The sequence below is a fragment of the Stenotrophomonas maltophilia group sp. msm4 genome (assembly GCF_032025605.1).
Classification (GTDB): domain Bacteria; phylum Pseudomonadota; class Gammaproteobacteria; order Xanthomonadales; family Xanthomonadaceae; genus Stenotrophomonas; species Stenotrophomonas sepilia.
On record NZ_JAVSKK010000001.1, the window covers coordinates 1,876,794 to 1,891,621 of the forward strand.

Here is a 14,828-nt window from a genome sequence, read left to right on the forward strand (position 1 = left end):
CGTTGGCGCCAAACAGGAACGCCCGGCAATGCCGGGCGTTCCTGTTTGCGCACGCAGACGGTATTACTTGACCAGGCGCAGCGCGAACGGGTAGCGGTAGGCTTCGCCGTTGTTGGCCTTCACAGCGGCGATGATGCAGAACACCAGGTTCAGGATGCCGACGATCGGCGCCAGGATGCCGCCGATGATCACGATGGTCAGCACGATGCAGATCAGCATCGCAATGGTGATGGTGATCTGGAAGTTCAGCGCTTCCTTGGCCTGGTCTGTCACGAAGGACTTGCTGGCGTCATCCTTGTTGATCAGCCAGATGATCAGCGGGCCGATGAACCAGGTGAAGATGCCCAGCAGGTGCGCGGCCAGCGCCATCGTGCGCTGGTCGGCCGGGGCATTGGTGGTTGCCGGCGGCGGCGGGACGTTATCGAATTCACTCACGACAAAACTCCTTTTCATTGGGTGGTCTTGACCCACCAGCACCAAGCTGGATGCGTCAGGCGGGCATAGCTTACGCCATCGATGCCATCAATCATTACCGGCAATGGTCATCCGCCCCAGCAGGATCGAGCCGGTCCGGATGTGCGAGCGCGGGTCGACGTCGCTGCCGACCGCCTCGATGCTGCTGAACATCTCGCGCAGGTTGCCGGCGATGGTGATGCCGTCCACCGGGTACTGGATCTCGCCGTTCTCGACACGGAAGCCGCCGGCGCCGCGCGAATAGTCGCCGGTCACCCCGTTCACACCCTGCCCCATCAGCTCGGTCACCAGCAGGCCGTCACCCATCTGCCGGGCGATCTCTTCGAGCGAGCCGGCATTGGCCGCCAGCTGCAGGTTGTGCACGCCGCCAGCATTGGCGGTGGTCTGCAGGCCCAGCTTGCGCGCCGAATAGCTGCCCAGCACATAGCGCTGCAGCACGCCGTCACGGACCAGCGCCGAAGCACGGGTGGCCACGCCGTCGCCGTCGAAGGCGGCTGAGCGCAGGCCGCGGCGCAGGTGCGGCAGTTCGTCAATCTGCATCCACTCCGGGAACAGGCGCTGGCCGACGCTGTCCAGCAGGAAACTGGCCTGGCGGTACAAGGCGCCGCCGGACACTGCCGACAGCAGGTGGCCGACCAGGCTGCGCGCTACTTCCGGGGCGAACAGCACCGGCATGCTGCCAGTGGCCAACGAACGCGGCTGCAGGCGGGCGATGGTGCGCTCGGCGGCGCGACGGCCGACCAGGCCCACGTCTTCCAGGTCCCCCTGCGCCAGCGCGCTGGTGTACCAGCCATCGCGCTGCATGCCGTCGCCCTGCCCGGCGATCAGCGCGCAGCCGATAGAATGGTGGGTGCCGCGCTCACGGCCGAAGAAGCCGTGCGAATTGGCGTACACCGACAGGCTCTGCATGCTCGACACGGAAGCGCCATCGGAATTGCGGATCTGCGCATCGGCCTCGCGGCCAGCGGCCTCGCAAGCCAGGGCCAGGTCCACCGCCTCATCGGCCTGCAGCGCCCACGGGTGCCAGCCATCCAGGTCCGGGAAGTCGGTGGCCATCAGTGCGGCCTCGGCCAGGCCGGCGGCCGGGTCATCCTCGGTATGCCTTGCGATCGCGCAGGCCTGCTCGACCGTAGCGGCCAGGCTGGCCTCGTTCAGGTCGCCAGTGCTGGCACTGCCCTTGCGCTGCCCGAAATAGACGGTCACGGCGATGCCACGGTCACGGGTGGACTGCACGGTCTCGACCTCGCCGAGGCGGACATTGACCTCCAGGCCGCGGTCCTCGCTGCAGCAGACCTCGGCCTGGCTGGCGCCCAGCGCGCGGGCGCGGTCGAGCAGCTGCTGGGAGAGGTCGGCCAGCCGTTCCAGCCGGGCCAGGCTGTCGTCGCCGACGGCCACTTCAGGGGCGATCACGTTCAATGCTTTATCCTGTGCGGGTTGGGCCCGGCATCACGCCGGGCGACTTTTTTTGAAATCAGGTAGGGACGATGCGCGGACGCGACGAAGAAACCGGTGAATTCCACGACAAGAGCCGCAGCCAGAACCGGCGCGATGCACTCGACGTGCTGGCCCTGGGTGAGAAGCTGGTGTCGCTGACCCCGGCCCAGCTGGCGCGCCTGCCGATTCCGGAAGACCTGCTGCCGCACATCGCCGAGTGCAAGCGCATCACCGCCCACATCGCCCACAAGCGCCAACTGGCGTTCCTGGCCAAGCACATGCGCCGCGAAGAAGAGGCCACGCTGGATGCGATCCGCGATGCGCTCGACGCCAACAGCGAAACCGGCCGCCGCGAAGTGGCGATGATGCACCGTGTGGAAGACTGGCGCGACCGCCTGCTGGCCGAGGGAGACAAGGCGCTGGCCGCTCTGCTCGATGACTATCCGCAGGCCGACCGCCAGCAGCTGCGCACGCTGGTACGCAACGCGCAGGCCGAGAAGGCCAGGAACAAGCCGCCGCGCGCTTACCGCGAGATCTTCCAGGTGCTGCGCGGCCTGATGCTGCCAGCCGCGCTGGGCCTGAAGGCCGGCGCCGAAGACGCCGACCACATCGGGACCGGCAAGGCCGACGAGGACTGAGTCCCCGTCGGCCCGGGCGGTTGCTGTGGCCATCGCCACGCTCAGGCCTGGGTACCGCCGACGGTGATGCCCTCGATCAACAGCGAGGGCTGGCCGACACCCACGGGCACACTCTGCCCGTCCTTGCCGCAGATGCCCACGCCCTCGTCCAGGGCCAGGTCATTGCCGACCATGCGCACCTTCTGCATGGTTTCCGGGCCGTTGCCGATCAGGGTCGCGCCCTTCACCGGCGTGGTGATGCGGCGGTCCTCGATCAGGTAGGCCTCGGTGGCCGAGAACACGTACTTGCCATTGGTGATGTCGACCTGGCCACCGCCGAAGTTGACCGCGTACAGGCCCTTCTTCACCGAACGGATCATCTCCTGCGGGTCGTGCTCGCCGGCGCGCATGTAGGTGTTGGTCATGCGTGGCATGGTCAGGTGCGCGAACGATTCACGGCGCCCGTTGCCGGTCGGGGCCATGCCCATCAGCCGCGCATTGAGGCTGTCCTGCATGTAGCCGACCAGGATGCCGTCCTCGATCAGCGGGGTGCACTGGCTGGGGTGGCCTTCGTCGTCGATGTTCAACGAACCGCGGCGGCCGTCGAGGGTGCCGTCGTCGACGATGGTCACCCCCGGTGCCGCCACACGCTCGCCGATGCGGCCGGCGTAGACGCTGGTGCCCTTGCGGTTGAAGTCGCCTTCCAGGCCGTGGCCGACCGCTTCGTGCAGCAGCACGCCCGGCCAACCCGGGCCGAGCACCACCGGCATCATGCCGGCCGGCGCCGGCACCGCTTCCAGGTTCACCAGCGCCTGGCGCAGCGCTTCCTGGGCGAGGGCTTCGGGGCGGCCGCTGGCAAACAGGTCTTCGTAGCCATAGCGGCCACCGCCCCCGGCATAGCCGGACTCGCGACGGCCGTTGTGCTCGACGATCACCTGCACATTCAGGCGTACCAGCGGACGCACATCGGCCGCCAGCACACCGTCGCTGCGCGCGATCAGCACCGTATCGACGCCGCCGGACAGGCTCACCATCACCTGCTTCACGCGCGGGTCGGCGGCACGCAGGTAACCATCCAGGCGCTTGAGCACCTCGACCTTGGCTTCGTTGCCGATACCATCGATCGGGTCCAGCGCCGGGTACAGTGCACGCGCATTGCCGCGCAGCAGCGATCGCCCGGACTGCGCACCGCCCTCACGCGAGATCGCGCGCGCCGACTGCGCCGCCGCCAGCAGCGCGTCGGCATGGATGTCATCGGAGTACGCAAATCCGGTCTTCTCGCCGGAAATCGCACGTACGCCCACGCCCTGCTCGATGGAATGGGCACCGTCCTTGACGATGCCGTCTTCCACGCTCCAGCTCTCGCGGCGGGCGTGCTGGAAATAAAGGTCACCGAAGTCGACACCGGGGCCGAGCAACTGGCCGAAGGTGCGCTCCAGGCCAGCGGTATCCAGGCCGCCGGGGCGCAGCAGGCGGTCTTGGGCAAGCGTCAGGGCGATATCAGTCATGGTCTCGATCTGGGGTTGCCGGGGCGCTCAGGCAAGCCCCGTGAACAGGGAACCGCGCTCAGCGCGAGCGCGGCAGGTCGGTGACGGTCGGCGGAATGGCCGGTGCAGACGCCGGCTCGGGCGGTGATGGGGTCTTGTCGCGGCTGCGCTCGATCACTTCCACCTTAGGTTCCTTCCATGGACCGGTCACCTTGTAGGTTCGGGCGCCAATCTCGCCCAGCGGCTTGGACAATACCGCATTGGTGGCCGCGCCCAGCGCGGCCCCCACCGGGCCGCCGGCCACCGCACCGACCACGGTCAGCAGGTTGCCCGCGCGCGGGTTGACGTCGATGGTCTGGTCGAACCGCTGGTTGCGCAGGTCGGCCTGGCCACGGATGGTGATGTTGGCCGCCGGGCCTTCGATCAGCACCTTGTCGGTGCGCGCCATGCCCTGGCCGAACTGCATGCTGCCGTCGATCTGGTTGAACGCGAAGCCCTTGGAGAAGAAGTCGCGGAAGTCGAACATCAGGCGCCGCGGCAGCTGCGCGACGCTGAGCAGGCCCAGCACGCGGCCGGCGCCTGGCTCCAGCTCCAGCAGCTGGCCATTGCGCGCGTGCAGGTCGAGGCTGCCCTGCAGATTGCCCAGCTGGAAGTCCGACGGGCCTCCGCTCCACGAGGCCTGCAACTGCGCCTGGCCGGAACCGCCGCGCAACTGGCCACCGTAATCAAGATTCTGCATCAACCCACCCAGATCCTCACTGCGCACCTGTGCGGTCAACTCGGTACGGGCACCGCCGGTCCGGCCCAGCCAGCGACCGCTGATGTCGATCTCCTGGTCCGGCGCACGGAAACGCAGCTCATCCACGTTCAGGCCGTTGGCCAGCGGCCGCGTGCGCAGCACCGCCTGGCCCAGCACCACCTTGCCGAACTTCAGGTCGGCAATGTCCAGCGCGAACGGCGGCAGCTTGGCCGGGTCCATGTCGTTGGCACCGGCCTGTACCCGCGCCGGTGCAGCCGGCGCACCCGGTGCCGCCGGCAGTGACTGCCAGTGCACGCGGTCAAGCTGGCCACTGATCGTGCCACCGTCCGCATTGGGGACGGTCAGGCGTCCGGCCAGCGACGGGCCGTCCAGGCGCACATCCAGTGCCTGTGGACCCGGGTGCAGCTGCAGCCGGGTCTGCTCGAACACGCCGCCGATCAGCTTCAACTGGCCGACCTGGACGTCCACCGCTCGCAGCGGCATCGCATCGTCGTCACCGCCGCCCCGCGCCAGGCCGATCCACTCCAGCGCATCCAGGGTCGCGCTGCGGCCATTGACCGTCAGCCCGCTCGGCGGCGGCTCACGATCAACATGATCACTGCCCAACGTGACCTGCACGCCGGTCTGGTTGTTGTGGCTGCGTGCGGCCAGGGCCAGGCGCTGGCCGAAGGCCACATCGATGCGGCCGGCGCCCATCGGCAACTGCGCGGCCACCGTGGTCGCCAGCGCTTCGGCGGCCGGCTTGTCCAGCGGTGCCGGCAGGTCCAGCCGCGTGCCGACCAGATCCGAACTCAACCGCAGTTCACTCGGCGGCGCGGGCGCCCCCGGGGCCACCTTGGGCAGGTTGACCGCGATGGTCCACGCTGAAGTGCCGGTGATGTAGGGCTTGAGCCAGGCCATTTCCGGTGCGCGGTCGATCAGTACGCCCGCATCAAGATGCGCCGTCAGCTTCGATTCGAAGGCCTGCGTGCTGTCGTGCACGTAGCCGCCAGCGCGCAGGCTCAGGCGGCCATCCTGGCCGAGGTGGCGCACCGCCAGTTCGTCGGCGCCGAAGCCGCCATTGCTGTAGCGCGCCTGCCCTCGCATGTTGTCGAAGGCCAGCTGGAAGCGCTTGTCGACCAGCTTCACGCCGGTCAAGTCGACCGTCCCCTGCAGATGACCACCGCCTTCATCGTGGTGCAGCGGCTGCAGCAGATCGAAAGTCACATGTGCCGGACCACTGGCGACCAGGTTGTCCAGGGTATCGCCATAGTCCTTGTGCAACGGGCTCTGGCGCAGCATCGCCAGCAGCTTGCCGGCCTCGCTCGGCGCGTCGGCGCGCACGTACAGCGGCTGGTGGCCGAAGTCCGGAATGCCGGCTTCGAATTTCTGCACCGCCACGCCCGCCAGGTCGCCACGTCCACGCATCTCGAAGCCGGGGCCGATGAAGGCGATATCGGCATCGACCTGGCGCATCAGCGGCCAATCGTGCTGGAAGCGGATGTCGCCATTGCTGATGTGGCCGGTGGCCTCGAAGCGGCCATCGTTGTTGTCGAACGGCCAGTCGTCCAGGTCACCGGTGACCAGGCCGACACCGCCACGCACCTGGCCGCCGGCCAGTGCCATGTCCAGCCAGTCGGTGGCGCCCTTGCTCATCTTGGAGTGGATCCAGAAGCGCTTGGCTGCCGTCATCGGCACGTCGTCCAGCTTGGCGGCCAGCTGCAGCCACGGCCGCGTGCCGTCGCCCTGGAACCAGACGCCGCCGCGCACGTCGGCCGCGTAGTCGGTGCCCTCCACGCGCATCGCCGGCGTTCCGATCCGCCAACCGCCGCCCTCGTCGCGCCACCCCACGATCTGTCCGGCCAGATGCAGGTCATGCCGCACGCCAAAGCCGGTCGGCCAATCGAACTGCAGCTGCCGTTGCGGCTGCAGCTGCAGGCTGAAGCCATCGGCATCGCCTTCGAAACGCCCCCCGAGGCCGCGCAGGCCCGGAGAATTGCCGACGCTGGCAAAGCCCAGCGACTGCAGTTCGCCCTGTGCCCGCAACGGGCCATCACGCTCGCCGGCCAACTGCAATCGGCGCATCTCCAACTGCGGCCTGGACAGGAACAGCCAGCGCCGCAGTCCCGGTTCAAGGAGATTGCTCAGGGCCAGCCCTCGCAGCGCGGTGCCGGCCTGCACCGCACCGGCGTTCACCCGCAGCTGCTTGCCGATCTGCAGCTGCAGGCCATCGAGCTGCTGTGCGCCATCTTCGGTCTTCAGGCGCAGGCGCGGCACCTGCAACGCCCAGCCATCGGCCTGGCGCTGCCAGCGCAGGCGGGCCTGCAGCCGCTGCAGCTGCAGCTGCGGCGCTGCCACGCCGGGCATCGGTGCACCGTCGACGCGCACGTCCCGCAGGTCCGAATCGGTGGTCAGTGCGACCGGCGCGAAATCACGCAGGGTCAGCCACAGGTTCAGCTCGCCCTTGCCCTCGCGGAGGCGCACGCCGCCGGCCGCCAGCAAGGGCGACCAGGCATGGAAATCGACCGGGTCGGCGCCGAGCCAGGCCTGGCCGTTGCCGCGCGCACGGTCCACGTCCAGTACCGCCGTCAGCGGCAGCGCTTGCGCATCGGCCCAGGCGCGTACACCCACGCGCAGGCGATCACCATTGACCCGCATGCGCAGGTCGATGCGCGGCAGCGTGGTGTCGATGCCGATCCCCGGCGCGTGCACGCCCAGGCGGCCGCCGATCACCTGCAGCTCGCCGAGCCGGCGCAACGCATCCAGCGGATCCCCCCCGTTGTCGGATTGCGGCAGCCCGCGCACCGACCAGCGTCCGTCTTCGCCCTGCTGCAGGTCCAGGGCCAGGCCACGCAGGCGCAGTTCGGTCAGCGAGCGCCCGGGCAGCAGCCCGCTGTACATCGATACCAGCACCTCGGCCTCGCCGATCGCCAGGCCCTGCCCGGCACCGATGCGCAGGCCCTTCAGCTGCAGCAGCGGGCCACGACGGGTCCAGGTCGTCCGCAGCTGGTCAAAACGCACCGGCTGGCCAGCCCGCTCGCTCAGCCAGGCAGCGATCCTGTCGGGATGACGCTCGGCCAGCGGCAGCAGTTGGCTGAAGGTGCCCACCAGCAGTGCAAGCCCGACCAGGCCCACCGCACAGGCGGCAATGAAATGACGGCGGATCCTTCGCAGTCGCAGGCGCGGCGGCGCGCTCATCGGCCACCGCCGGCCTGCAGCCGGCGAGGATCAGAGCAGAACAACATCGAATTGCTCCTGCAGGTACTGCTCGTCCGCCTGGAAGCGGATGCTCTTGCCGAGAAATTCCTCCAGCTCAGCCACCGCCGAGGACTCCTCATCGGTGATGCGCGCGACCACCTTGGTCGACGCGATGACCAGCAGCCGCGCGGCATCGAACTGGCGCACGGCGCGGGTGATTTCGCGGAAGATCTCGTAGGTCACCGTCTCGGTGGTCTTGATGCTGCCGCGGCCGCTGCACTGCGGGCAGGTTTCCGACAGCTGGCGCTCCAGGCTTTCGACCGTGCGCTTGCGGGTCATTTCCACCAGGCCCAGCGGCGAGAAGTCGTACACCGTGGTCTTGGCATGGTCGCGGGCCAGCGCCTTTTCCAGCGTGCGCAGCACCTGGCGGCGATGCTCTGCATCATCCATATCGATGAAGTCGATGATGATGATGCCGCCCAGGTTGCGCAGCCGCAGCTGACGCGCCACTGCCTGCGCTGCTTCCAGGTTGGTGCGGAAAACCGTCTCTTCCAGGTTGCGCTGGCCGAGGAACGAACCGGTATTGACGTCGATGGTGGTCATCGCCTCGGTCTGGTCGATCACCAGGTAGCCACCGGATTTCAACGGCACCTGCTTGTCCAGCGCGCGGCCGATCTCGTCTTCCACGCCGAACATGTCGAAGATCGGGCGATCGCCGGAATACAGCTCCAGCTTTTCGGCCAGCACCGGCATGTACTTGGCGACGAAGGCCTGCAACTGGCCGAACGTCTCCTTCGAGTCCACCTTCACCTTGTCCACGTCCTTGCGGATCAGGTCGCGCACGGACCGCAGCGGCAGGCTCAGGTCTTCATAGATGATGCTGCACGACGGCGCCTCGCGGCCGCGGCGCTCGACCACGTTCCACACGCGCGACAGGTAGGCGATGTCCTCGGCGATGGCCTCGGCCGGCTGCCCTTCGGCGTTGGTCCGCACGATGTAGCCGTAGCCACCGTGCTGGGCCGACAGTTCGGTCACCAGCGCCTTCAGGCGGGCGCGGTCGGTTTCGTCTTCGATGCGCGCCGACACGCCCACCACCTTGGACTGCGGCAGCAGCACCATGTAGCGCGAGGGAATGCTGATCTGCGTGGTCAGGCGCGCGCCCTTGGTGCCGATCGGGTCCTTCACCACCTGCACCACGATGTCCTGGCCGTCACGCAGCAGCTCGACGATCGGCACGCTGGCCGGCGGCGGCAGGGTGGTATTCTCGGTGTCGGCGCTGGCCACCGGCGCCGGCCGCACCACGTCGTTGGCGTGCAGGAACGCCGCGCGCTCCAGGCCGACTTCGACGAAGGCGGCCTGCATGCCGGGCATGACCCGCTGCACCTTGCCCTTGTAGATGTTGCCGACCACGCCACGGCGCCAACCGCGCTCGATGTGAAGTTCCTGCAGCATGCCGTTTTCGATCACCGCGACACGGGTCTCGCGCGGGGTCACATTGACCAGGATTTCCTCAGACATCGGCAGCCTCCCTGGCGGCATCGGCAGTGGGGACCGGCACGCCACAGCGCGCCAGCAGACGATCGGTATGCAGCAGCGGCAGCCCCATCACGCCGGAGTAGCTGCCGGAAAGGTGTTCGATCCAGCGTTCGGCCCCACCCTGGATGGCGTAGGCGCCGGCCTTGTCCAGCGGCTCGCCGGTGGCGACATAGGCGGCGATGTCGGCGGCATCGATCGGGGCGAAGGTCACTTCGGAAATGACCAGCTCGCTGTCCAGGCCGCCCGCGCCGACCACCACCACGGCGGTCATCACCTGGTGGGTGCGCCCGGCCAGCCGCGCCAGCATCGCCCGCGCGTCAGCGGCATCGACCGGCTTGCCGAAGACCTCGCCGTCCAGGACCACCTCGGTATCCGAACCAAGCACCCGCGCCTGCCGGTCGTCGGCCAGCACCCGGGCCAGCCCGGCGCGCGCCTTGTCGGCGGCGACCCGGCATACATACTGTTCGGCGCTTTCAGTGGCCGCGCGCTGCTCGACGACCTCCAGGTCAAGGGCCTGGAAGGGGCGTCCGAGTCGGGCCAGCAGCTGGTTGCGTCGGGGGGAGCGGGAAGCAAGATAGAGCATCGGCACAGCATAACCTGACGCCGCCACCTGAATCGTCGGCAACCCGTTACGGAACGCGTACAACCCCGAACAGGCTCACAGCGCGTTCATCGCTACGACACCACCCTCACCGGCACAACAAGGAGATCCCATGCGCCTGACCGCCACCCCGCTGCTGCTTGCCCTGTCCCTCGCCCTTGGAACCTCGATGACTGCTCATGCCGCTCCGTCGTCGCCGTCGATCGCCGCCGCGGCCGAAGGCACCCTGCTGAACATCTCGGCCAACGCCGACGCCACCCGCGTGCCGGACGTCGCCACCCTGTCGGCCGGTGTGGTCACCCAGGCTGCCGACGGCAACAGCGCCATGCGCCAGAACGCCCAGCAGATGGACAAGGTGCTGGCCGCGATCAAGGCCGCCGGCATCGCCGAGCGCGACGTGCAGACCAGCGGCGTCAGCCTCAACCCGCAGTACCGCTATGCCGACAATGAGGCACCGAAGATCACCGGCTACCAGGCCAGCAACACGGTCAGCCTGAAGGTCCGCGACATCGCCAAGCTCGGCAAGGTGCTCGACGCGCTGGCCGCGCAGGGGGCCAACCAGATCAACGGTCCGCAGTTTGAGATCGACCAGCCCGAACCGGTCTATGACGAAGCCCGCCTGGCCGCCCTGAAGAAGGCCCAGGCCCGCGCCCAGACCTATGCCAGATCGCTGGGCCTGCAGGTGCGCCGCATCGTCAGCATCTCTGAAAACAGCAACGGCGGTTTCCGCCCGATGCCGATGATGCGCACCATGGCCGCCGGCGCGGCGATGGACAAGGCTACCCCGGTCGCACCGGGTGAATCGACCGTCTCGGTCAACCTGGACGTGGTGTTCGAACTGGGCCGCTGATCGCGCCCGGCACGGCCGACACAGGCGGGTCCCGCAGGGGCCCGCCTTTTTCGTGTATTCCGGCGGCGTTGGCTGAAGGCCAGCCCAACGCGCATGCCCCTGCCTCTAGGCAGTGGCCGCCATGCCGCGCTACTGATGGACTGCCAGCCGCGTGCGGCAACCCCGCCACGGACCCTGGTGCGTTGAGGACTTCGTCACTGGCATGGAGGTGGACCATGGTTCGTACCTATCCCGTTGCATCCCCGCACTTCGACCCCGCCCGCGTAGCCGCCTGGAGTGCAGCGATCGCCCTGCACCTGCTGGCCTTCCTGTTGCTGCTCATCCCTGCGACCTACCAGGCCGTGCAGGCCCCGCGTGAAAAGACGCCGGTCCGGCTGATCGAGAAGATCCCGCCACCGCCGGCGCCGCCGGTTCCGGTCCCGCCAAAAGAGATCGTCCAGGTGGTACCGAAGCCGCGGACGCAGCCGGTGGTACCGCCACTGCCCGCACCCACCGCGACCGTGGAAGAGACCCAGGGCATCGCATTGCCGGCCGCCGAACCGGCTCCGCCGCAATTGGCGCCCAGCATCGACACCTCCACCCCGTTGGCCGGCGCCCAGCTGCAGTACCGCAGCGCTCCGCCGCCGACCTATCCGATCCAGTCCCTGCGCAACCACGAACAGGGCACGGTGCTGTTGCGGGTGGAAGTGGACACCCGTGGCCAGCCGGTCGCGGTCAGCGTCGAGCGCAGCAGCGGCTCGCGCAACCTGGACCAGGCCGCCCGCCAGCAGGTGCTCAAGCACTGGCGCTTCGAGCCTGCCCAGCGTGACGGCGTGGCGGTTCCGGCCATCGGCATGGTGCCGGTGCAGTTCTCGCTGCCGGACTGAGCGTCCCACCGGCCCGGCCCCGCGCCGGGCCGGCCCCTGCCACTGCCCGACAAATGCGGACATGCCCGGGCCAAGCGTTACTGATTAAGCAAAAATTCACGTCTTCGTCACCTGCTGGAAACCTAGATTGGCGCGTCCCGGTATCGATCCGGCGACAGCCCTCAACGCTACGGTTTTCCAGTTAGGAGAGAAGCTGTGAAACACCCGATCCAACGGCCCGCCAGCCGCCGCCGCACCACCCTGGCATCGTCCATCACCCATATCCTTGCTGGCAGCACCCTGCTGCTGGTCGGCGCCGTGGCTTCTTCCTCAGCCTTTGCACAGGAGCAGGCCACCAACCTCGACCGCATCACGGTCACCGGCTCCAACATCCCGCGCACCAACACCGAGACACCGTCGCCGGTGCAGGTGGTGACCCGCCAGGAAATCGACCGCACCGGCAAGACCACGGTCGCCGAGTACCTGCAGACCCTGACCGCCGACGGCGCAGGCTCCATTCCCAAGACCTTCGGCAACGGCTTCGCCGGTGGCGGCGCCGGCATCTCGCTGCGCGGCCTGGGCGCCGGCTCGACGCTGGTGCTGTTGAACGGCCGCCGCATGGCCACCTACGGCCTGGCCGATGACGGCCAGAAGGTCTTCACCGACCTCAGCACCATCCCGCTCGATGCCGTCGAGCGCGTGGAAGTGCTCAAGGACGGCGCCTCGGCGATCTATGGCTCCGACGCCATCGCCGGCGTCGTCAACATCATCCTGCGCAGCGACTTCCAAGGCGCCATCCTGCGCGGTTCCTACGGCATTTCCGGTGACGGCGATGGCGACGCGAAGAAGGCGACCCTCACTGCCGGCACCGGCGACCTGTCCAGCGATGGCTGGAATGCGTTCTTCAGCCTGGACGTCGGCAAGACCGACGCGATCAAGATCAGCGACCGCAAGAACCGCAAGTGGATCGGCACCGGCGATATCCGGCGCTGGGGTTACGACGCTGCAGACGCGCAGTTCCTGGGCGGTGCCTACCTGTCGGGCGGTACCGCCGGCGGCGTGGGTCCCAATGGCTCGGTGTTCGATGCCACCGGCCATCTGGTTGCCCTGCCGGGCTGCGCCGGGCTGACCACGATTCCCGGGCAGAGTGACGCGACCGCGCAGGCCCAGGGTTGCCTGTGGGATCCGGCGCAGCAGTACCGCGACCTGAGCCCGGAAGAGAAGTACGTGAACGTGTTCGGCCGCGCCAGCTTCGCGTTTGGTGAAGGCGGCGAGGTCTATACCGAGATCGGTTACTCGAAGAAGGAAACGATCTTCAGCAATACGCCATCCGGCGTATCCGGCGGCTGGGGCTACCCTGGCGGCCCGGTCAACGCCAACAGCGGTGCCGGTGCGACCCAGCTGTATGCAGGTCATCCGGACAACCCGCTGCCCACCGCGGCCCGCCTGCGTTACAGCGCGTGGGACGTGGGCCCGCGCGTGACCGACAATACCAATGAGTTCAACCGCTTCCTGGTGGGTGTCAAGGGCAACTGGGGCGACTGGAGCTACGACACCGCCTACCTGCATTCCGGCACCGACCTGGTCAACAAGCGCACGGGTTTCCTGCGTTATGACGCAGTACGCTGCGTGCTGGGCAATCCGGCCTGCCCCTATGGCACCTGGCGCATCGGCGACAATGCCTCGCAGACGCCGCAGTCGGTCTACGATGCCATCAGCCCGACCATCAGCGCGCGTGCCAAGTCGAGCCTGGACATGTTCGACTTCACCATCTCGCGCAGCCTGATGGATCTCAAGGGCGGTCCGCTGGGCCTGGCCTTCGGTACGGAGTGGCGCAAGACGAGCAACAGCCTGACGCCGCAGACCTTCACCGATATCGGCCAGATCATCGGCCTGGGCTACTCGGCCTACGACGGCACGCAGAATGTGTATGCCGGCTACGCCGAACTGTCCGCACCGGTGCTGGAGCAGTTGGAGCTGAGCGCTGCGGTCCGCTACGACAAGTACGAAAGCGGCGAAGGCAAGGCCACGCCGAAGCTGGGCGTGAAGTGGACCCCGGCCGACTGGATCGCACTGCGCGCCAGCTACGCTGAAGGCTTCCGTGCGCCGAACCCGGCCGAGAACGGTGACGGTGGCCTGGCCGCTTTCTCCAACGCCCGCGATCCGGTGCGTTGCGCCATCGACCCGGCCAACGAATGCACCGCGCGCTCAGTGGCGATCATCACGCGGCCGAACAAGAACCTGAAGCCGGAAGAGTCCAAGAGCTACTCGGTGGGCATCGTGCTGCAGCCAACCTCGACCACCTCGCTGACTGTGGATGCGTGGGAAATCAAGCGCACCAACGAAATCGCGCAGGGCAGCACGGCCGACGCCATCGCCGCGGGCAACGTTCTCCGCGATGCCAACAACATCGGCGGAGTCGCCAACAGCGGCACCATCCTGGCCGTCAATACCGCCTACGTGAATGCCAACTCCTCGCGCGTCCGCGGTATCGACACCGACATCCGCCAGACCTTCGACATCGGCCCGGGCCAGCTGGAAATGGACCTGCAGTGGAGCCACGTGCTCAAGTTCGAGCGCACCGAGGGTGATACCACCGTCGACTATGTGGGCACCCACGGCAACTGCGACGTGACCAACTGCATCGGCACGCCGAAGGACCGCATCAACTTCGGCACCACCTGGAAGCAGGGCCCGTGGAGCATCAGCGGCGTGGCCAACTACATCAGCAAGCTGGAGAACAAGGACCGCCGCGGCGGTGACTACCTGGCCTTCTATGAAGACGGCGAGCCGGTAGAGAAGATCTCCTCGTTCACCACCTTCGATCTGTCCGGCCGCTGGAACATCACCGAAGCCTTCGAGCTGAACGCTTCGGTGCAGAACGTGTTCGACCGCATCGCGCCGCTCGACCCGAGCACTTACGGTGCAGTCAATTACAACCCGCTGCACTTCAGTGGTGCGATTGGCCGCTACTTCACTGTCGGCGCCAAGTACACGTTCAAATAATCCCGCTGCTGTGTTTGCTTCGAAGGCCCGGGCTGTTGCCC

10 protein-coding genes are annotated in these 14,828 nt (G+C 67.8%); 4 read left to right on the top strand and 6 right to left on the bottom strand.

Annotated elements, in window-relative coordinates; translation table 11 throughout:
• Window positions 1–63 precede the first annotated feature (63 nt).
• Entirely contained in the window at window positions 64–435 is a 372-nt protein-coding gene (locus ROV93_RS08865; RefSeq protein WP_005418071.1) for a DUF4870 domain-containing protein, read from the bottom strand.
• Between the two features lie 87 nt (window positions 436–522).
• The gene (pmbA, locus tag ROV93_RS08870; protein ID WP_312539334.1) at window positions 523–1,890 is read right to left on the bottom strand and encodes a metalloprotease PmbA; all 1,368 of its coding nucleotides are present in this window, start codon (window positions 1,888–1,890) and stop codon (window positions 523–525) included.
• Window positions 1,891–1,958: 68 nt separating this feature from the next.
• Between pmbA and yjgA the strand changes: the two genes are divergently transcribed.
• The gene (gene yjgA, locus ROV93_RS08875) at window positions 1,959–2,546 is read left to right on the top strand and encodes a ribosome biogenesis factor YjgA (protein WP_072168527.1); all 588 of its coding nucleotides are present in this window, start codon (window positions 1,959–1,961) and stop codon (window positions 2,544–2,546) included.
• Between the two features lie 41 nt (window positions 2,547–2,587).
• On the opposite strand, the gene tldD is transcribed toward yjgA, so the two are convergent.
• The 4 genes from tldD to ROV93_RS08895 are packed head-to-tail and all read right to left on the bottom strand — an operon-like array spanning window position 2,588 to window position 10,068.
• Entirely contained in the window at window positions 2,588–4,033 is a 1,446-nt protein-coding gene (tldD, locus tag ROV93_RS08880) for a metalloprotease TldD (protein WP_312539338.1), read from the bottom strand.
• 58 nt (window positions 4,034–4,091) lie between these two features.
• Complete coding sequence (locus ROV93_RS08885) at window positions 4,092–7,949, bottom strand: YhdP family protein (protein WP_072168529.1); 3,858 nt, start codon at window positions 7,947–7,949, stop codon at window positions 4,092–4,094.
• 30 nt (window positions 7,950–7,979) lie between these two features.
• Complete coding sequence (gene rng, locus ROV93_RS08890) at window positions 7,980–9,467, bottom strand: ribonuclease G (protein ID WP_180890795.1); 1,488 nt, start codon at window positions 9,465–9,467, stop codon at window positions 7,980–7,982.
• Window positions 9,460–10,068, bottom strand: a complete 609-nt coding sequence (locus ROV93_RS08895) for a Maf family nucleotide pyrophosphatase (RefSeq protein WP_072168530.1) — start codon at window positions 10,066–10,068, stop codon at window positions 9,460–9,462. The genes rng and ROV93_RS08895 overlap by 8 nt, the downstream gene beginning before the upstream one ends.
• A gap of 130 nt (window positions 10,069–10,198) precedes the next feature.
• Here ROV93_RS08895 and ROV93_RS08900 point away from each other — a divergent pair, with 130 nt between their 5' ends.
• The 3 genes from ROV93_RS08900 to ROV93_RS08910 all read left to right on the top strand — a co-directional run bounded on the left by ROV93_RS08900 (window position 10,199) and on the right by ROV93_RS08910 (window position 14,787).
• Window positions 10,199–10,936, top strand: a complete 738-nt coding sequence (locus tag ROV93_RS08900) for an SIMPL domain-containing protein (protein WP_072168531.1) — start codon at window positions 10,199–10,201, stop codon at window positions 10,934–10,936.
• 215 nt (window positions 10,937–11,151) lie between these two features.
• Window positions 11,152–11,802: an energy transducer TonB gene (locus ROV93_RS08905; protein ID WP_072168532.1), complete on the top strand. Its 651-nt coding sequence runs from the start codon at window positions 11,152–11,154 to the stop codon at window positions 11,800–11,802.
• Window positions 11,803–11,997: 195 nt separating this feature from the next.
• The gene (locus ROV93_RS08910) at window positions 11,998–14,787 is read left to right on the top strand and encodes a TonB-dependent receptor (protein ID WP_180890796.1); all 2,790 of its coding nucleotides are present in this window, start codon (window positions 11,998–12,000) and stop codon (window positions 14,785–14,787) included.
• Window positions 14,788–14,828 lie beyond the last annotated feature (41 nt).

What these genes read in the sequence shown, in the direction of transcription:
- ROV93_RS08905 (WP_072168532.1), top strand. Translation starts at nt 11,152, where the DNA reads ATGGTTCGTACCTATCCCGTTGCATCCCCGCACTTCGACCCCGCCCGC.
- ROV93_RS08900 (WP_072168531.1), top strand. Translation starts at nt 10,199, where the DNA reads ATGCGCCTGACCGCCACCCCGCTGCTGCTTGCCCTGTCCCTCGCCCTT.
- yjgA (WP_072168527.1), top strand. Translation starts at nt 1,959, where the DNA reads ATGCGCGGACGCGACGAAGAAACCGGTGAATTCCACGACAAGAGCCGC.
- tldD (WP_312539338.1), bottom strand. Translation starts at nt 4,033, where the DNA reads ATGACTGATATCGCCCTGACGCTTGCCCAAGACCGCCTGCTGCGCCCC.
- ROV93_RS08895 (WP_072168530.1), bottom strand. Translation starts at nt 10,068, where the DNA reads ATGCTCTATCTTGCTTCCCGCTCCCCCCGACGCAACCAGCTGCTGGCC.
- rng (WP_180890795.1), bottom strand. Translation starts at nt 9,467, where the DNA reads ATGTCTGAGGAAATCCTGGTCAATGTGACCCCGCGCGAGACCCGTGTC.
- ROV93_RS08885 (WP_072168529.1), bottom strand. Translation starts at nt 7,949, where the DNA reads ATGAGCGCGCCGCCGCGCCTGCGACTGCGAAGGATCCGCCGTCATTTC.